Annotated in this window: 19 protein-coding genes and 2 other annotated features; all 19 genes read left to right on the top strand. The window is 35.6% G+C overall.

What is annotated here, in order from left to right:
• The first annotated feature begins 31 nt into the window (after positions 1-31).
• The 19 genes from AHA02nite_RS08210 to AHA02nite_RS08120 all read left to right on the top strand — a co-directional run bounded on the left by AHA02nite_RS08210 (position 32) and on the right by AHA02nite_RS08120 (position 18,601).
• Positions 32-289 (top strand): transcriptional regulator SplA domain-containing protein, encoded by a 258-nt coding sequence (locus tag AHA02nite_RS08210; protein WP_146816199.1) that lies wholly within the window; start codon positions 32-34, stop codon positions 287-289.
• The gene (gene splB / locus AHA02nite_RS08205; RefSeq protein ID WP_146816197.1) at positions 282-1,310 is read left to right on the top strand and encodes a spore photoproduct lyase; all 1,029 of its coding nucleotides are present in this window, start codon (positions 282-284) and stop codon (positions 1,308-1,310) included. The genes AHA02nite_RS08210 and splB overlap by 8 nt, the downstream gene beginning before the upstream one ends.
• A gap of 249 nt (positions 1,311-1,559) precedes the next feature.
• Positions 1,560-2,252 (top strand): response regulator transcription factor, encoded by a 693-nt coding sequence (locus AHA02nite_RS08200; RefSeq protein ID WP_146816196.1) that lies wholly within the window; start codon positions 1,560-1,562, stop codon positions 2,250-2,252.
• Positions 2,249-3,955: a two-component system histidine kinase PnpS gene (pnpS, locus tag AHA02nite_RS08195; protein ID WP_146816194.1), complete on the top strand. Its 1,707-nt coding sequence runs from the start codon at positions 2,249-2,251 to the stop codon at positions 3,953-3,955. The genes AHA02nite_RS08200 and pnpS overlap by 4 nt, the downstream gene beginning before the upstream one ends.
• A gap of 51 nt (positions 3,956-4,006) precedes the next feature.
• Positions 4,007-6,631, top strand: a complete 2,625-nt coding sequence (gene polA, locus AHA02nite_RS08190) for a DNA polymerase I (RefSeq protein ID WP_146816192.1) — start codon at positions 4,007-4,009, stop codon at positions 6,629-6,631.
• A gap of 17 nt (positions 6,632-6,648) precedes the next feature.
• Positions 6,649-7,482, top strand: a complete 834-nt coding sequence (mutM, locus tag AHA02nite_RS08185; RefSeq protein WP_146816190.1) for a DNA-formamidopyrimidine glycosylase — start codon at positions 6,649-6,651, stop codon at positions 7,480-7,482.
• Positions 7,483-7,543: 61 nt separating this feature from the next.
• Positions 7,544-8,176, top strand: a complete 633-nt coding sequence (gene ytaF / locus AHA02nite_RS08180; RefSeq protein WP_170236023.1) for a sporulation membrane protein YtaF — start codon at positions 7,544-7,546, stop codon at positions 8,174-8,176.
• Positions 8,177-8,186: 10 nt separating this feature from the next.
• A complete protein-coding gene (gene coaE, locus AHA02nite_RS08175) occupies positions 8,187-8,795 on the top strand; it encodes a dephospho-CoA kinase (RefSeq protein ID WP_146816186.1) in 609 nt (202 codons plus the stop codon).
• Positions 8,796-8,905: 110 nt separating this feature from the next.
• Positions 8,906-9,925, top strand: coding sequence for a glyceraldehyde-3-phosphate dehydrogenase (locus tag AHA02nite_RS08170; RefSeq protein ID WP_146816184.1), 1,020 nt, complete (start codon positions 8,906-8,908; stop codon positions 9,923-9,925).
• 209 nt (positions 9,926-10,134) lie between these two features.
• Positions 10,135-10,599: a transcriptional regulator NrdR gene (nrdR, locus tag AHA02nite_RS08165; RefSeq protein WP_017187430.1), complete on the top strand. Its 465-nt coding sequence runs from the start codon at positions 10,135-10,137 to the stop codon at positions 10,597-10,599.
• Between the two features lie 23 nt (positions 10,600-10,622).
• Entirely contained in the window at positions 10,623-11,996 is a 1,374-nt protein-coding gene (locus AHA02nite_RS08160) for a replication initiation and membrane attachment family protein (RefSeq protein ID WP_146816183.1), read from the top strand.
• Between the two features lie 16 nt (positions 11,997-12,012).
• The gene (dnaI, locus tag AHA02nite_RS08155) at positions 12,013-12,948 is read left to right on the top strand and encodes a primosomal protein DnaI (RefSeq protein ID WP_146816181.1); all 936 of its coding nucleotides are present in this window, start codon (positions 12,013-12,015) and stop codon (positions 12,946-12,948) included.
• Positions 12,949-13,025: 77 nt separating this feature from the next.
• Positions 13,026-13,841, top strand: a complete 816-nt coding sequence (gene ytxC / locus AHA02nite_RS08150; RefSeq protein ID WP_170236022.1) for a sporulation protein YtxC — start codon at positions 13,026-13,028, stop codon at positions 13,839-13,841.
• An 84-nt stretch (positions 13,842-13,925) separates the two neighbouring features.
• Positions 13,926-14,148, top strand: a binding site (T-box leader).
• Between the two features lie 66 nt (positions 14,149-14,214).
• Entirely contained in the window at positions 14,215-16,158 is a 1,944-nt protein-coding gene (gene thrS / locus AHA02nite_RS08145) for a threonine--tRNA ligase (protein ID WP_146816177.1), read from the top strand.
• A gap of 96 nt (positions 16,159-16,254) precedes the next feature.
• Positions 16,255-16,407, top strand: a sequence feature (ribosomal protein L20 leader region).
• 90 nt (positions 16,408-16,497) lie between these two features.
• Positions 16,498-17,001, top strand: a complete 504-nt coding sequence (gene infC / locus AHA02nite_RS08140) for a translation initiation factor IF-3 (protein ID WP_017187021.1) — start codon at positions 16,498-16,500, stop codon at positions 16,999-17,001.
• A 36-nt stretch (positions 17,002-17,037) separates the two neighbouring features.
• On the top strand, positions 17,038-17,235 hold the full coding sequence (gene rpmI / locus AHA02nite_RS08135; protein WP_146816175.1) for a 50S ribosomal protein L35: 198 nt from the start codon (positions 17,038-17,040) through the stop codon (positions 17,233-17,235).
• Positions 17,236-17,273: 38 nt separating this feature from the next.
• Positions 17,274-17,630, top strand: a complete 357-nt coding sequence (rplT, locus tag AHA02nite_RS08130) for a 50S ribosomal protein L20 (RefSeq protein ID WP_017187019.1) — start codon at positions 17,274-17,276, stop codon at positions 17,628-17,630.
• 68 nt (positions 17,631-17,698) lie between these two features.
• Positions 17,699-17,950 carry a DUF1294 domain-containing protein gene (locus AHA02nite_RS08125; protein ID WP_146816173.1) on the top strand — a complete coding sequence of 84 codons (252 nt, stop codon included), beginning with the start codon at positions 17,699-17,701 and terminating at the stop codon, positions 17,948-17,950.
• A 72-nt stretch (positions 17,951-18,022) separates the two neighbouring features.
• Positions 18,023-18,601, top strand: a complete 579-nt coding sequence (locus tag AHA02nite_RS08120; RefSeq protein WP_146816171.1) for a TVP38/TMEM64 family protein — start codon at positions 18,023-18,025, stop codon at positions 18,599-18,601.
• The last annotated feature ends 27 nt before the right edge of the window (positions 18,602-18,628 follow it).

Raw genomic sequence — 18,628 nt, 5'->3', positions numbered from 1 at the left:
AATGTTAAATGAAGTGAAAGGTGGAGCTATAATGTACTTTGAGCAAAACCATAATTTTGAACCTGGCGATGTTGTCTATGTTTTATATCGAAATCCTCATGCTCAAGATGTCGCACAAGTTCAAGAAGCAGCTGTAGTAGAGAATCCAGATCAACCTGGAGAATTAAGTTTATTTATGTACGATACTTATTATCCATTAGACGAAGAAATTGCAGTTTTTCCAACAGAAGTAGAGGCGATGCGTGCTTACAATTATCACTTTGGGGAAGATGGTAACTTGTATGGTTAAACCATTTATGCCAGAGTTAGTATACGTCGAACCAAAGGCAATGGAGTACCCTTTAGGAAAGAAATTAATAGACCGTTTTCAAGATATGGATATAGAGATTCGTGAGACGACGTCACATAACCAAGTACGTAACTTGCCAGGAGATAACCATTTTCAAAAGTATCGAATGGCTAAATCGACTTTAGTCGTCGGTTTGAGGAAAACGTTAAAGTTTGATACATCTAAACCGTCTGCTGAGTATGCAATCCCACTTGCTACAGGGTGTATGGGGCATTGTCATTATTGTTATTTACAGACGACTATGGGAAGTAAGCCGTATATTCGAACATATGTCAATGTTGAAGAAGTGTTGGAACAAGCAGACAAATATATGGCTGAAAGAGCACCGGAATTTACTCGTTTTGAAGCTTCATGTACATCTGACATTGTTGGTATAGACCATTTAACTCATTCATTGAAGTATGCCATAGAACATTTTGGTGAATCAGAGTATGGAAAATTACGTTTTGTAACGAAGTTCGCGCACGTTGACCACTTGTTAGATGCCAAACATAATGGAAAAACAAGATTTCGATTTAGTATTAACGATGATTACGTTATAAAATATTTTGAGCCTGGTACTTCAAAATTGGATGAGCGCCTTGAAGCGGCTCGGAAAATTGCAGAGGCTGATTATCCATTAGGCTTTATCGTTGCTCCGATATACCTTCATGATGGATGGAGAGAAGGTTACGCAGAGATGTTTGAGAAGTTGGATAACCAAATTCCTGAGTTTGCGAGAAAGGATCTAACTTTTGAATTTATTCAGCATCGCTTCACACAGCCTGCTAAAAGAACAATTGAACAAAATTATCCGATGACAAAGTTAGAACTAGATGAGACAAAACGTAAGAAGAAGTTTGGTAAATACGGTATTAGTAAATTTGTTTACAAAGACGAAGAGCAAGAGGAAATGAAAAATAAAATGCAAGAGTACTTACAGAGGCATTTCCCAACAGCTAAATTTGAGTACTTTACTTAAGTATAAACAAAACACAGTCAGACAGGCTGTGTTTTGTTTTATTTGAATAAGCATTAGACATATAATTATTGCATAGCCATGTGAATACGCTACTTATATGTTTAAGAAAGGATTTTTGCACTGTTATAACGAATTACTTATATTAACCTAAAAATATAAGCATGATGTTTTCATTGTTTACAACAGTTTTATATTATGAAAGTATGGAATACATACAAAAACTTAATGATCTTTTAGGGGCTGTATAAAATGACAACAAAAGTTTTAATCGTTGATGATGAAGAATCCATTACTACGTTAATAGATCATCATTTAAATCAAGAAGGATACATGACGACAATCGTTCATGATGGTGAAAGTGCTATTCAAAGTTTATATAATAATTCTTATGATTTAGTCGTCCTTGATTTAATGCTACCTAAATTAAGTGGCATTAAAGTATGTGAAACGATGAGATTAAATCAAGATGATACTCCAGTTATTATGTTAACAGCAAAAGGAGAAGAAGCCGATAAAATTAAAGGATTAAATGTTGGAGCAGATGATTATCTTACAAAGCCTTTTAGCCCTAAAGAATTAGTTGCTCGTATTCAAGCTGTTTTAAGAAGGTTAAATCGGGTTCAAACGGAGAGTAGAAAAGTTATTAATATACAAGATGTAGAAATTCATGAAGATTATTATGAGGTTTATAAACAAGGTGAACATGTAAGCTTCACACGTAAGGAGTTTGAATTGCTGCTGTATTTAGCTAAACAAATTGGAAAGCCTGTAAAACGAGAAGTACTGCTAAGAGATATTTGGGATTTCGACTATATTGGTGATACACGAATTGTCGATGTTCATATTAGTCATCTTCGTGAAAAACTAGAAGATGACCCTAAAAAACCGACGTTAATTAAAACAGTAAGAGGTGTCGGGTACAAAATTGAGGGATTAACATGAAAAATATTATTGAAAAAAGAACGATTATTTTATATATCATATTAAGTATTTTATTTATTGTAGTTATTGGAGCGATTTTTAATCAAATCGCCAAACATTATGTTATTAGTTCATATGAAGGGCAGTTGCAATCTAACGGTGAATATATTTCTGATCAATTAGAAATGACATCAATTGAAGCTTTCCAACATGACTTAGTATTTTATCATGAACAATTTAATGTCGATTTGTTTTATGAATCTGAAGTAGAGGAACAACTTCTACATACTTTTAATACAACAGAACTTAATGTATTACGCCACTTAAGAGGTAACTTAGAGTATGTTGGTGAAATAGAACTTATTGAAGATCGTCTTATCACGACCTATCAATTAGAAGATGGTGAGTTTCTAACTATAGCGACTGAACGGTTACCATTAGCAGCTTTAAGCACGACCATTTGGTGGGGAGTATTTTTCTTCTCATTATTTGCAACTGTATTGCTATGGAGTTTCGGAAACCGCTTATATGATAGTTATGTTAAACCAGTAATAAAAGCAACTGAGACTTCAAAAGAATTAGTAGATGGTAATTATCAAGCCCGTATCCATGATGCACCATACGGTATTGCTGCTAGCTTAAGCCAATCAATTAATCGATTGGGACGTTATTTGGAGTATATTACGTCAAAGTATGAAAACCAGAACTCAAGATTGAAAACAGTTGTTAATAATATGGAAAGTGGTGCGCTTCTAATTAATGAAAAAGGTGTTACCCGTCTTGTGAATGAATCATTTTTACAACAGTTCTCGATTGAAAAAACACCATTTATTGGTGAAATCTATTACGAAGTAGTTGAGCAAGACGAGTTAAATGGAGTAATTCAAGAAGCAATCTTTACTGAAACAAAACAACATCAATCAATTGAATTGAAAGATGGACGTTTTATTGAAGTGTTTGTGGCCCCTATTAAAGATCAAGAAAGTCATCAGGCTCGTGGTGTTGTAGTCGTTTCACACGATATCACTGATTTAAAGAGGCTTGAGCGAGTTAGAAAAGATTTCGTAGCTAACGTATCTCATGAATTACGAACTCCTATAACATCGATTCAAGGCTTTGCTGAAACACTATTAGAAGATGATTCGATTGATGAAGATAAACAGAAACAATTTTTAAAGATTATGAAGAAAGAAAGTAAACGTTTAAACATTCTCGTCCAGGACTTATTAGATTTGTCTGTATTAGAAAAGGATGAGTATGAATTAAAATTATCCACATTTACAGCGTCTAAATTAGTTAATGATATAAAAGCTATTGTAGACCAACCAGCTGAAGAAAAATCGCTAAACTTAGTTTTCAATGTAGAAGGTGATTTACAGATTCATGCTGATTATTACCGTTTGTATCAGCTAGCATTGAATTTAATCTCTAATTCAATTCAATACACAAATGAAGGCGGAGATATTACGTTAACGATTGAAAAAGACGGTGACAATGTTTTAATTGAAGTACAAGATAATGGGATTGGCATAGCAGAGAAATTCCACAATCGAATCTTTGAACGTTTCTATCGTGTTGATAAAGCAAGAAGTAGACATTCAGGAGGCACGGGTCTTGGACTGTCCATTGTAAGACACATTACAGAAGCACATGATGGTCAAATTCAGATTGAAAGCCGTGAAGAGGAAGGAACAACAATAAAAGTTACTCTTCCACAAAAATAAACTAATCATTTGTTATAATAGTTACAACAGGAGATAAAGAGGTGTTTGAACGTGTCAAAAGAATTAGTATTAATCGACGGTAATAGTATTTTGTATCGTTCGTTCTTTGCTTTACCTTTATTAAGTAATGATCAAGGTGTGCATACGAATGCAGTGTTTGGATTTACGAAAATGATGTTAAAAGTATTAGAGGACCACGATCCTTCTCACATTTTAGTCGCATTCGATGCGGGTAAAACCACTTTTAGACATGAAACATATAAAGAATACAAAGGTGGTCGACAAAAAACACCACCAGAGCTATCAGAACAGTTTCCTATTATGCGAGAGCTTTTAGATGCTTTCGGTGTTAAGTATTATGAACTTGATCAATATGAAGCGGATGATATTATCGGAACTATGGTTAAAGAAGCGGACGGTCAAGGTCAAAAGACGATCGTTTATTCAGGTGATAAGGACTTATTACAGCTCGCTTCAAACCATACTACTGTATCTTTAACAAGAAAAGGTATCTCTGAGATTGACCATTTCACCCCTGAATCGATCGAGGAAAAGATGGGGATTTCAAAAGAGCAAATTATTGATTTGAAAGCTTTAATGGGTGATCAATCAGATAATATTCCAGGTGTACCTGGTGTTGGTGAAAAGACAGCAGTTAAGTTGCTTAAACAGTTCGGCACGTTAGAGAACATATATGAAAATATTGATGATGTAAGTGGTAAAAAGTTAAAAGAAAACTTAATTAATAATCAAGATGAAGCATTAATGAGTAAAGAGCTTGTAACTATTAACCAAAGCTCTCCAGTGGAAATCTCACTTGAAGACTTAAAGTATGAAGGTTATCAATCACGTGAACTAGTATCAGCTTTTAAAGCTTACGGGTTTCAATCATTAATGGGGCAAGTTGAAGGGGAAGACTCAGAACAAGAGTATGATGAGATCGATTTTGAAGTAGCAAGTGAGTTTGACCTATCACTCGTAGATGACTCCCATAATATTCTTTACGTTGAAATGTTAGATGATAATTATCACAACAGTAATATTGTTGGATGTAGCTTAGTTAACGAAAAAGGTAATTACTATATTCCAACTGACTTGTTAGAAGACCAAACATTTATTAATTGGCTAGAAGATGAGCAATCGCCTAAAACAGTGTTTAATAAAAAACAATTATTAGTCGCATTAAAATGGCGAGGGGTTGAAGTTAAAGGTATTACATTTGACTTGCAACTAGCTGCATATATCGTAAACCCTGCTAGCCACGATGGCGACCTTTCATCTATTGCTCATAGTTACGGGCTTACAGAAGTGTCTTATGATGAAGAAGTGTACGGTAAAGGTGCAAAACAACAACTACCTAATGAAGAAGTTTATCAAGAGCATATAGTGCGTAAAGGCTTAGTCGGTTTTAAACTAAACGACCTTCTAAAAGACGAGCTAAAACAGAATGAACAAGAAAATCTTTATTACGAATTAGAAATGCCTTTATCAGCTGTATTAGCAGAAATGGAACATACAGGCGTAAAAGTTGATGTCGACCGTTTAGATTCAATGCAAAAGGATCTTAGCAATCGTTTATCAGATATTGAAGCGAAAATCCATAACTTAGCAGGTAGTGAATTTAATATTAATTCACCAAAACAGTTAGGGAAAGTTCTATTTGAAGACTTAGAGCTTCCTGTTATTAAGAAAACTAAAACAGGTTATTCAACTTCAGCTGACATATTAGAAAAGCTACAACATGAACATGAGATCGTTGAACAAATTTTACACTACCGTCAGCTTTCTAAGCTTCAATCGACTTATTTGGAAGGTTTACAGAAAGTTGTTCATGAAGGTACACATAAAATTCATACCCGATTTAATCAAGTGTTAACTCAAACAGGTCGTCTTAGTTCAGTTGAACCTAACTTGCAAAACATTCCGATTCGATTAGAAGAAGGACGTCGAATTAGACAAGCCTTTGTACCTTCTGAAGAAGATTCGGTCATTTTAGCTGCAGACTATTCACAAATTGAGTTACGTGTATTAGCTCATATTGCTAAAGATGAAAAACTTGTACAAGCATTCAATGAAGGTAAAGATATTCATACGCAAACCGCGATGGACGTATTTGATGTTAAAGACGATGAAATCAATGATTTAATGCGACGACAAGCAAAAGCGGTTAATTTCGGCATTGTTTATGGCATTAGCGATTATGGATTAAGTCAGAGCTTAGGAATCACACGTAAAGAAGCTGAGCAATTTATTAATAAATATTTTGAAAGCTACCCTGGTGTTAAAGCTTACATGGACGATATTGTGACACAAGCTAAACGAGATGGTTACGTTGAAACCATTATGAACCGTCGCCGTTATTTACCTGAAATTAACAGTCGTAACTTTAATCGTCGCAGCTTTGCTGAACGTACTGCAATGAATTCACCTATTCAAGGTAGTGCAGCAGATATTATTAAACAAGCAATGCTTGATGTTGTTCATAGTATGGAAGGTACGAACTTGAGCGCAACGATGATCCTTCAAGTTCATGACGAATTAATTTTCGAAGTGAAGAAATCAGATGTCGAAGCACTACAAAAGTTAGTTAAAGAAGCTATGGAACAAACAATCGAACTATCTGTCCCACTGTTAGTTGATAGTTCTTATGGCAACACGTGGTATGATGCGAAATAAAAAGGGGTAAACGAGACATGCCAGAACTACCAGAAGTCGAAACAGTAAGAAAAACATTAGAACCTATTGTCACCGGGAAGTCAATTGCAGATATCGATATACGCTACCCTGGAATTATTAAAGAACCAGAAGATGTGGAACGATTTAAATTTCAAATTAAAGGCCAAACGTTTCGATCTATTAAACGTTTAGGTAAGTTTTTATTGTTTTATTTAGATGAAGATGTGTTAATCTCCCATTTACGTATGGAAGGTAAATATGGAGTGTTTAACGAATCAGATGAAGTAGATACCCATACACATGTAATCTTTAAGTTAGACGACGGGCAAGAATTAAGGTATAAAGACGTACGTAAGTTTGGAACGATGCATTTAAAACCTGTAAAAACAGAATTTAATACACCGCCGATTAATAAGTTAGGTTTAGAGCCTTTTAGTGAAGAATTTACAGTCGACTATCTTTACGAAAAACTTCAAAAAACAACTCGTCTTATTAAGCCTACTTTGTTAGATCAAACGATTGTAACAGGTTTAGGCAATATATATGTTGATGAAGCTTTGTTTAAAAGTCAAATCCATCCTGAAAGAGTAGCTTCATCAATTAATCGTGAAGAATGTTACAATCTTCAAAAGGCGATTGTAGAAGTTTTAAGTCGAGCAGTTGAAAAAGGTGGAACATCAATTAGGTCTTATTTAAATTCACTCGGTGAAATTGGGATGTTTCAATTGGAATTAGCTGTCTATGATCAAACAGGAGAGCCTTGTGTAGTATGCCTAAGTCCTATCGTGAAAACAAAAGTAGGTGGAAGAGGAACCCACTTTTGTCCAACATGTCAAGTGGTTGGTGATTAAACACAGTATATAAGCTCTTTTCATAAGATATTCTGAACCCTTATGGAAGGAGCTTTTACTGTTGCTTGATTTAATACTCCTGACGTTGTTGCTAAGTTTTGCTGTGAGTTTTGATAGTTTCTTTTTCGGTTTAACATATCGAGTTAGATCGATTACTGTAAAACCGTATGCGGTGTTAATGATAGGTGTATTTACAGCGTGTAGTTTTTTATTAGGCGGATGGATCGGTGAACTTGTCATGTTCATCATGCCGTTTATTTCTCATATTTTAGGTGGGTTGATCTTTATTGCGATTGGTTCTTGGGTGCTGTGGCAATGGTTACAAGACCAAAAGGAAAAGGTGAAATACTATTACCGGGTTCAAGAAATGACATTAAACATCCGAACAATATGGGAAATTTTGAAACGACCACAAGTTGCTGACCGCGACAAGTCTGGCTCCATTAGTGGAATGGAAGCAGTCGTTGTCGCTATTGCATTATCGTTAGATTCATTTGCAAGTGGTATAGGTGCTGCTTTTTTTGAGATCCCTGCATTAGCTGTCGCAATCGTTGTTGGTTTTTCATCAATGTTTTTCTTAATGTGTGGAATTGGATTAGGAAAATGGATGCATCGTTTCACTTGGGTACACCCACTTTCATTTATACCAGGATTAATACTAATAAGTTTAGGAATCTGGAATTTTATAAGGTAGGCGTTGAACTATGACATTAGTAGTAGGATTAACAGGAAGCATTGCAACAGGAAAATCAACCATATCAAACATGTTTGTACAATGGGGCGTTCCAGTCATAGATGCAGACAAAATCTCAAGAGAAGTTGTTCAAGTAGGTGAAGAAGCCTATGAACAAATCGTTGCCACATTTGGTAGGCAAGTTTTACATGAAGATGGAGCCTTAAACCGTGAAGCGTTAGGTAACATTGTCTTTAAAGATGAGGCAGAACGGAAAAAACTAAATAATATTATGCACCCACAAATACGTAAGAGAATGTTACAAAAACGCGATCAGTATGTCGTAAATAAAGAACCGTTAGTTGTAATGGATATACCGTTACTATTCGAAAGCGAATTATTTCATTACGTTGATCAAGTATTGGTCGTTTATGTAGATCCAGACATTCAGTTGGACCGCTTAACTAAACGTGATGAAGTATCGGCAGATAAAGCATTAGAACGGATAAATTCACAAATTCCAATTACAGAAAAGCGAGATCGTGCTGATGCAATTGTGAATAATGGTGGTTCAGTTGAAGAAAGTGAAGAGCAATTAAAGGCTATATTAAAGCAATGGGGTATAGAAATTAACACATAATTTTTTGTTTAAATTTTTATAAATTGCCCTCACATTTTATTTTTAATGTGTTATACTAATCTTAAATAAAGATAAAAAAGTATAACATAAAGCGATGAGGGGGCTTTTAAATGAGTGTAACAAAAATTGCAATAAACGGTTTTGGACGTATCGGTAGAATGGTGTTTCGCCGTGCGATGAAAGACGAGAAAGTAGAAATTGTAGCAATTAACGCTAGCTATCCTTCAGAGACATTAGCTCATTTAATTAAGTATGATTCAGTACACGGAGCTTATGACGGTTCTGTTGAGGTCATAGATGATGAACTTGTGATAGACGGAAAAAGAATCGTGAAAGTTTCTAGCCGAAATCCTGCTGAGTTGCCTTGGGATGAGTTAAATGTTGATATTGTTGTAGAAGCAACAGGCGTGTTTAACTCAAGTGACAAAGCAGCAGCACATATTAAGGCAGGCGCTAAAAAAGTAGTACTTACTGCCCCAGGAAAGCCAGCTGACCAAACGATTGTAATGGGTGTTAATGAAGAATCATATGATCCAGAAGAACATCATGTCATTTCGAATGCATCGTGCACGACTAACTGTTTAGCACCAGTAGCTAAGGTGCTTCATGAAAACTTCGGAATTGAAAACGGTTTAATGACGACTGTACACGCATTTACAAATGATCAACAAAACTTAGATAATCCTCATAAGGATTTAAGAAGAGCTCGTGGGTGTACACAATCAATTATTCCGACATCAACAGGTGCAGCAAAAGCAATTAATGAAGTGTTACCAAGCTTAACTGGTAAGTTACACGGTATGGCTCTAAGAGTTCCTACTCCGAATGTTTCATTAGTCGATTTAGTTGTTGATGTTGAGAAAGATGTAACAGAAGAAGAAGTCAACCAAGCGTTTTACGATGCAATGAATGGAGAATTAGAAGGGTATTTATCGATTAACAATGATCCGCTCGTTTCCATCGATTATACGACTTCACCATATTCCTCAATTGTTGATGGATTATCAACGATTGTAATGGACGATCGTAAAGTGAAAGTTTTAGCATGGTATGATAATGAGTGGGGCTACTCATGCCGTGTTGTGGACTTAGTGAAATTTGTTGGCAATCAGCTATACGTTCATCAATAATACAATCTAAAATAGTGAGTGAAATGATCCCGGTTTATTCCGGGGTCATTTTTTGTTCTATACGTAATAATTGTAAATTTCCTATATGCCTTGGCGATTCCTTCTGTTTTTCTTTATAATAAAATTAGGTAGAATCAACTAAAATTAATGAACTTTTTGTTATAATAGGTAGAATAGTAAATTGAAATAAACGTTGAGGTGGCTAATATATGAAATGCCCAAATTGCGACGCTAAAACGACAAAAGTATTAGACTCAAGGCCAATTGACCAAGGCAAATCAATTAGGCGTCGTCGTGAGTGTGATGATTGTCAGTATCGTTTTACTACATTTGAACGTGTCGAGGAGATTCCACTTATTGTCGTTAAGAAAGAAGGGACAAGAGAAGAATTTAATCGTGAGAAATTAAAGCGAGGCTTAATAAAAGCTTGTGAAAAACGCCCAGTTTCATTAGAACAGATTGAACAAGTCGCTTTTGAAGTAGAGAAAGATTTAAGAGATCAAGGTAATTCAGAGATCTTAAGTCAAGATATAGGAGAACATATTATGGACCGTTTAGCTGAAGTAGACGAAGTCGCTTATGTTCGTTTTGCTTCAGTTTATCGACAATTTAAAGATATTAATGTCTTTATGAAAGAATTACATGATATGATTAACCGTACAAAGAATAGCTAGAAAAAAAGAAGGGAGTGGTGATTGTGCAAGAACGGATGAAGCATTTACTACCAAATGACCAACTCAAGATTATTAAACAAACAACTTTTTTTGAAGATGCTGACTCTGTTTTAACCTTACTATATCAACCTCTAATTGGTATGGAAAGTGTATCAGTATTCCAAGCTCTATGGCGTGAAGCTGACTCCAGTTCATCACAATCGCAAAGCTCTCACCATTATTTAATGAGTATTTTAGATATTACTTTAGATGATTTGTATGAAGCAAGAAAAAAACTAGAAGGAATTGGGTTGTTAAAAACTTTTAAGGAAGAAGGAAGCGTTAGAACATTTTATTATTTAATTCGACGTCCAGCATCGGCCTATCAGTTTTTTGAAAACCCGACTTTATCGGTTTTGTTAGAGCATCATGTCGGAAAAGATGTTTATCAACAATTACAAAAGAAGTTAGCACCGAAACCGACCGTCTCCTCTTCTGTAGAGGAAGTTACTTTTCATTTTGATGATGTATTTACGACAGTAGCACATAAGAAGCAACCACCGAAAAAAGACTCAGATGAATCAGTAGCAATAAAAACAGACTTGCCGTTAGAATGGTTGTATAAAATGTTAACCCAACAAAAAGTCGAACCGAAAAACATTTTAACGAACCATAATTTAAATTATATGGAAAAGATCATTAAAATTTATGATGTTGATTATTTAGAGTTAGAAAAAGCGTTGTTATGGGCAGTAAATGAAGATGCTGAGTTTGATCGGCAAGAGTTCATAGATATGTGTAAAGATATTTATTATAAAAAACACGGGTCTGTTCCACCTCGGTTAAATACAAAAGGACAAGTTCAAGAGTCTGAAGAACAACGTAATGAATCAAATGTAGAACATCAACCAGAGTCTAAAGAAGACCGCATTATTCAACACTTTAACGGAATTACACACCGTGAATTGTTAGAGGACCACTCTAATTCAGGTGTCGCATCGATGAAAGAAGTAGAAATGATTACTGACTTAATGGAAGAGCACGGACTATCTCAACCAGTCATGAATGTTTTAGTTCACTACGTTTTAAGAAAAAATGGTAACAAATTGAACCGTAATTATATTGATACAATTGCAGCTCATTGGAGTCGTGAAGGGGTTACGACAGCAAAAACTGCTATGGATATGGCTAAGCGTGAACATAAAATGTATCAAACATGGCAGCAAAAGAAGCAACAAAAACAACAAAAGCAGTCTAAAGCATCCGGTAAATCCAAAGAAGTTCTTCCTAAGTGGTTTAAGGAACAGAAGCAACAACAGTCAGAGCAACAAACTGAACAAGAACCACCAGAAAATAGTGAAGCTAAAAACGAAGAATTAACCGCATTTTTTAAAAGCTTTTCACAATCGAAACAATGAATGAAGGATGATTTAAATGGAACACATCCAGTCTGCACTCCAAAGCTGGTTGAAAAACAATGAAGATTTTCAAACCTCTTTTAATGAAATGAGGAAAAAGATCTTATCCTCAGATCGCATTAAAGCCTTTTTAAAGGAGCATCCAGAGTTAACTGAAAAACAGATCGATTCACAACTAATGAAGTTGTATGAATACGATTCTCAGTCAGTTAAGTGTGAGAAGTGTGCTTCGTTAGATAGTTGTATTAACGTCATGAAAGGCTATGTACCAGAAGCTCGTGTACAAAATGGAAGAGTTAAATTAATTTATCATGAATGCCAACGAAAAGAGCGAGAATTACAGTTACAAAAACAACGCTCCTTTGTCCAAAGTTTGCATATGCCAAGAGAGATTCACGATGCCACTTTTTCGCAAATTAAGTTGGAAGCAAACGGAAGAGAAGAAGCGCTACAAAAGGTTCGTCAGTTTTATGAAGATAGTGGCGACACCCCACCGAAAAAGGGTGTTTATTTACACGGAAGTTTCGGTGTCGGTAAAACTTACTTATTAGCTGCATTAGCTAATGAATTAGCTAAAAAGCAAATCGATACGCTATTAATTTATATGCCTGAGTTCGTTAGAGAAATGAAAGCATCTATTACTGATTCAACGATTAATCAAAAGATCGATCAATTTAAACGCGCGTCAGTCTTAATTTTTGATGATATTGGTGCTGAATTTTTATCACCATGGTTTCGTGATGAAGTGTTAGGTGCGATTCTACAATTTAGAATGATGGAACGTCTGCCTGTATTTTTTACATCAAATTATGACTTAAGTGAGTTAGAATCAATGTTATCAAAAGCAGGTCGTGGAGACGTTGAAGAACTTAAAGCTGCAAGGATTATGGAGAGAATTAGGCAAGTAAGTGAACCCGTTGAAGTTACTGGCCAAAATCATCGCGACCAATAATTTTGGTCGCTTTTTTCATGTTTCCGCTCTTTCTTTCATAAAATGTATTACCTTGTTCTATGAAAGAGGGATGTGGAGTGAAAGAAACAGCATTTTTATTTAGAAACGAGCAAGAAGCTAGACAGTTCTACTTGTACTTATTAGCGGCCAATTTTAAAGGCCAAATTAGACTGGATGAGAATTTCGTTTGGTTGTCCAATTTCTTATTTGTTAAACGGACAAGTTTAGTTGATTTAATTTTCCCGTTTATTTTAGAGGCTTATGTGCCTAAAATATCACAAAAGATTTTACGAGACACTTATTATTTTGATGACGATGAAATTGAGCAAATTATTCCATTCGTTGTCTCTTTAAGTACCGCCCCAAAAATGTTGCATAGCGAGTTAAATGATTCATTATACGAAAAGTTAGTACACTTTATTTATGGACAAGGTGATGTCGCTAAGATCAACATGGAATACATGTATAATGAATTATTTTTAAGAGAAGATGACTGGCTAGAAATTGTTGGGTTTGGTATTGAAGAATGGCAAGATGAACTGCATTTTCAAGATCAAATGGAGCAGTTAAGAAGTTTTATTGACGGACAAGAGCCTTATTATAAACATGTGACCGTTTATTATAAGAACGAAGTGCTTTTATTTGATGATCACGGGAAATTAATTCAAGACCAGTTTATTACATCAGCAACAACACCTTTTCAAGAAATAATGGACCAAACGAAAGTAATTGGGAAGCTTTTGGCGATTGCGCCAGAACGAGTAGATGTTTATGCTTCAAATGATCGGATTCATGAAATTTATAGTGTAATGAATATCTTCCAAGAAAGAGTTTGTTTGTATCCTATTAACCAGTTTCCTTACGTTCAGGAAATGAAAAATATTTTTAAATAGGTAGTATTAATTTGATTGTCTAAAGAAAGCTCTTGATTTTCCTTGTTAACATCGTTATAATACGTACATAATATAATAAATACGTTTTATGCTTTGATGAGGACAAGAGCAGTTTGAAACAGCATTACAGAGAAGGAAGCCTTGGCTGCGAGCTTTCTAGCATGACAAATTGTTTACCACCTCTGAGCATTCATTGTGAACTTAATTACAATATTAGCAATGAACGTAAGTCGGCGTTAACGACTTTCTTGAGAGCTGCATTTTGCAGAATCAGGGTGGAACCACGGGTATAACACTCGTCCCTTTTATATGATTAGGGACGAGTGTTTTTTGTTTTTCATGATTATAATCTAATTAGAAAGGTGGAAGCAGTATGAGTGATCTAATTCAAATTACGTTCCCAGACGGAAATGCTAAGGAGTTTCCAAAAGGGACAACGACTGAAGATATAGCTGGCTCGATTAGCTCCGGCCTTAAAAAGCAATCCTTAGCCGGAAAGTTTAATGGTGAAATGGTCGACTTACAGGCTGAACTACATGAAGATGGCGAAATTCAAATCATTACTTATCGTGATGATGAAGGGTTAGAAGTGTTAAGGCACTCAACAGCTCACTTAATGGCTCAAGCTGTTAAACGTCTATACGGAAGTGACATAAGATTAGGAGTCGGTCCTGTAATTGAAGGTGGCTTCTATTATGACATTGATATGGAGGAAACAATTACTCCTGAAGATCTGCCTAAAATCGAAAAAGAAATGAAAAAAATTGTTGATGAAGCGTTAGAAATTAGAAGAGTTGAAGTATCACGTGACGAAGCAAAACAACGCTATGAAGAAGTTGGAGATCACCTTAAACTAGAACTATTAGATGATATTCCAGAAGGTGAGCAAGTATCAATTTATGAACAAGGCGAATTTTTTGACCTTTGTCGTGGTGTCCACGTACCGCATACAGGTAAGATTAAAGTTTTTAAGCTACTATCAATTTCAGGAGCTTATTGGCGTGGAGATAGTAAAAATAAAATGCTACAACGTATTTACGGTACAGCGTTTGAGAAAAAAGGTCAGTTAGAAGAGCATTTAAGACTTTTAGAAGAAGCAAAAGAGCGTGACCACCGTAAATTAGGTAAAGAACTAGAGATCTTTACTGTGTCACAAAAGGTCGGTCAAGGACTCCCTCTTTGGTTACCTAAAGGTGCAACAATCCGTCGTACAATTGAGCGTTATATTGTCGACTTAGAAGAACGTTTAGGTTATGACCACGTTTATACACCAGTACTGGGTAGTGTTGACCTATATAAAACAAGTGGTCACTGGGATCATTATCAAGAGGATATGTTCCCAACAATGGAGATGGATAACGAAGATTTAGTTCTTCGTCCGATGAACTGTCCACACCATATGATGGTTTATAAAAACCAATTATACAGCTACCGTCATCTACCTGTACGTATCGCTGAATTGGGTACAATGCACCGCCATGAAATGTCAGGCGCATTAGCCGGTTTACAACGTGTTCGTGGTATGACATTAAATGACGCACACATCTTTGCTAGACCAGATCAGCTTAAAGAGGAATTTACGCGTGTTGTTCAATTGATCCAAAACGTGTATAAAGACTTTGGTATTAACGATTATTACTTCAGGCTTTCTTATCGTGACCCAGAAGACCAAGAGAAATATGTGGACAACGATGAAATGTGGAATAAAGCTGAAGCGCTGTTAAAAGATACAATGGAAGAGATGGATGTCGAATACGTTGAATCAACAGGAGAAGCGGCATTTTACGGACCGAAATTAGACGTTCAAGTAAAAACAGCACTAGGAAAAGACGAGACTCTATCAACTGTTCAGTTAGACTTCCATTTACCTGAACGCTTTGACTTAACTTACATTGGTGAAGATGGTAAAGAACATCGCCCTGTAGTTATTCACCGTGGTGTTGTTTCAACGATGGAACGTTTTGTCGCTTTCTTAATTGAGGAATACAAAGGTGCATTTCCGACTTGGTTAGCACCAGAACAAGTCCGTATTATTCCAGTTTCACTAGAAGCACATATGGATTATGCGAAAAAAGTTCAAGAGAAATTACAGTATGCAGGAGTACGTGTTGAACTAGACGTTCGTGATGAAAAACTAGGTTATAAAATTCGTGAGTCACAAACACAAAAAATCCCATACTCTCTTGTACTTGGTGACAATGAAATGAATGATGAAGCGGTTAATATTCGTAAGTACAGTGAAAAAGACAGTGAAACAATCTCATTAGACGAATTTACACAATCTATTGTTGACGAAATTAATAATCGTAAGCTATAATTTTGAGGCAGCCTTATTCGAGGGCTGCCTTATTTAGTGCTTGACATTAATGTGAGTACTCGTTATACTAGGTAAGGTAATTAAATAAGGCGAATTAAAGACAAGTAGAAGCACCCGCTTCTCACCTGATTGACGCTTCTGGCAGTTGACAGGTCAGATTAATTTTCTATTTATACGTCATGACTACGTATAGATTAATGAAATTAGTGTGTGTGGGTGCCGTATGTGTACCGACACTTTTTTTGTGGTTAAATACCTAAATTAAATTCTACAGTCACTTGTCAAATGACGCCTTAATTTTCTAAGATTTTTTGGAGGTGGCTCACTATTAGCAAGGATATGAATCTCAATGAGAACATTCGCGCCAAGGAAGTGCGACTCATTGATGTGAATGGTGAACAATTAGGAGTAAAATCACGTCAAGAAGCATTGGACATTGCTGAAAATGCAAACTTAGACCTTGTCTTAGTTGCACCAAATGCAAAACCGCCAGTTGCTCGTATTATGGATTACGGTAAATACCGTTTCGAACAACAGAAGAAAGAAAAAGAGCAGCGTAAAAAGCAAAAGATTATTAACGTTAAAGAAGTACGCTTAACACCACAGATTGAAGATCATGACTTTAATACTAAAGCGCGTAACGCACAAAAGTTCCTTAAAAAGGGCGATAAAGTAAAAGTTAGTGTTCGTTTCCGTGGTCGTGCAATTACGCACAAAGATTTAGGCCAAAAAGTACTTGAACGTTTTGCGGATGCATGTAGTGAATTAAGTACAGTTGAAACGAAACCGAAAATGGAAGGTCGTAATATGTTCTTAATGCTTGCTCCAAAGAACGAAAAATAAAAGTGAGCAACAACATCATTTAAGGAGGAATAAATCATGCCAAAAATGAAGACGCATAAAAGTTCACAAAAGCGTTTTAAGAAGACTGGTACAGGAAAGTTCAAGCGTTCTCACGCTTTCACAAGCCACTTATTCCGTAATAAGACAAAGGCTCAAAAGCGTCGCTTAGCTAAGAGCAACTTAGTAGCTAAGAGTGATGAAGATCGTCTAAAGAAATTAATGCCTTATAAATAGGTCCGTATAAATACTAGAAAGATTCAGGAGGGATTACCATGCCACGTGTAAAAGGTGGAACAGTTACTCGTCAGCGTCGTAAACGTACGTTGAAGTTAGCTAAAGGTTATTATGGTTCTAAAAGAACGTTATTCAAAACAGCAAAACAGCAAGTGATGAAGTCAGGTCAGTACGCTTATCGTGACCGTCGTCAGAAGAAGCGTGACTTCCGTAAGCTATGGATCACTCGTATTAACGCAGCAGCACGCATGAATGACTTATCATATAGCCGTCTGATGCACGGTCTAAAGCTTGCTGGTATTGAAGTTAACCGTAAAATGCTAGCAGATTTAGCTGTAAATGACGAAAAAGGCTTTGCTGAACTAGCTGACAAAGCTAAAGCAGCTTTAAAATAAACGTTTAAAAAGAGTTGTCCCATATTAGGGCAACTCTTTTTCTATATTAAGATAAAGAGGGATGAATTGTGGAGATCTTTTTATTTGTATTAGTAGGGGTTGCAAGTATAATCGCATTTATTATGATGGGATTAGATAAAAGTTACGCTAAAAAAGGAAAGTGGCGTATACCAGAACAAACATTATGGGTCACTTCATTAGTCGGCGGTGCACCTGGAGCTTGGTTTGGAATGATTTATTTTCGACATAAAACTAAACATAGTCTATTTCAATTTGGTATGCCGTTATTAACAATTACTTGGATGATCATTTTACTCTAGTTTTTCTATGTCATAAAGGCTCGTCTATTGTCATATGGTTTATTGATACCTTTAAATAATGGAGGGCTCAGTATGGAAAATATCATGACTTGGATTCAACAAGCTGATCACCATGTCGCATTGTTTGCACCTGCTGTGTTTATTTTGTTCCATATTATACGCCCTTTTTTATTTATCCCTGTTGCTTTTATATGCATAATGGGTGGGCTGTTTTTTGGTATTACTTATGGGGCGATCTACTCGATGATTGGAATTACATTGTCGAGCATCATGTTTTATTTAATGATGCAGAAGATGCCAGTTGTTTGCGACCGAATGAGTCGGTTGAAAGAAAAAATGTTCGGTCAACATCGTCAATTAAGCATCCCTCAAGTTGTTTTATTAAGAATTACACCATTTATTCATTTTCATCTAATTTCCTTACTTATTATTGAAATGACTAGAAACTTTAAAGAATACACAAAGCTTTCGATTTTATCGAACATACCGTTAGCTATTATTTATACGACTTTTGGTCAATGGATTCAATCATTACAATGGCAGTATATTTTAGGTATTTTAATTACAATATTACTGATGTTTTACTTATTACGTAAAAAAGAAATCGTACTAAAATGGGATGACTTTTTTGCAACGAATGTTGAAAGGTGACACAATAAATCTATAAAAAATTAAAGG

It is taken from the genome of Alkalibacillus haloalkaliphilus (assembly GCF_007991275.1).
GTDB classification, from domain to species: domain Bacteria; phylum Bacillota; class Bacilli; order Bacillales; family Alkalibacillaceae; genus Alkalibacillus; species Alkalibacillus haloalkaliphilus.
Note: the sequence above shows the minus strand (reverse complement) of the source record. Positions and strands in the feature narration are given on the sequence as shown.

Coding starts and splice junctions, on each gene's coding strand:
- AHA02nite_RS08210 (WP_146816199.1), top strand. CDS start 32: ATGTACTTTGAGCAAAACCATAATTTTGAACCTGGCGATGTTGTCTAT.
- splB (WP_146816197.1), top strand. CDS start 282: ATGGTTAAACCATTTATGCCAGAGTTAGTATACGTCGAACCAAAGGCA.
- AHA02nite_RS08200 (WP_146816196.1), top strand. CDS start 1,560: ATGACAACAAAAGTTTTAATCGTTGATGATGAAGAATCCATTACTACG.
- pnpS (WP_146816194.1), top strand. CDS start 2,249: ATGAAAAATATTATTGAAAAAAGAACGATTATTTTATATATCATATTA.
- mutM (WP_146816190.1), top strand. CDS start 6,649: ATGCCAGAACTACCAGAAGTCGAAACAGTAAGAAAAACATTAGAACCT.
- coaE (WP_146816186.1), top strand. CDS start 8,187: ATGACATTAGTAGTAGGATTAACAGGAAGCATTGCAACAGGAAAATCA.
- AHA02nite_RS08170 (WP_146816184.1), top strand. CDS start 8,906: ATGAGTGTAACAAAAATTGCAATAAACGGTTTTGGACGTATCGGTAGA.
- nrdR (WP_017187430.1), top strand. CDS start 10,135: ATGAAATGCCCAAATTGCGACGCTAAAACGACAAAAGTATTAGACTCA.
- dnaI (WP_146816181.1), top strand. CDS start 12,013: ATGGAACACATCCAGTCTGCACTCCAAAGCTGGTTGAAAAACAATGAA.
- thrS (WP_146816177.1), top strand. CDS start 14,215: ATGAGTGATCTAATTCAAATTACGTTCCCAGACGGAAATGCTAAGGAG.
- infC (WP_017187021.1), top strand. CDS start 16,498: ATGAATCTCAATGAGAACATTCGCGCCAAGGAAGTGCGACTCATTGAT.
- rpmI (WP_146816175.1), top strand. CDS start 17,038: ATGCCAAAAATGAAGACGCATAAAAGTTCACAAAAGCGTTTTAAGAAG.
- rplT (WP_017187019.1), top strand. CDS start 17,274: ATGCCACGTGTAAAAGGTGGAACAGTTACTCGTCAGCGTCGTAAACGT.
- AHA02nite_RS08120 (WP_146816171.1), top strand. CDS start 18,023: ATGGAAAATATCATGACTTGGATTCAACAAGCTGATCACCATGTCGCA.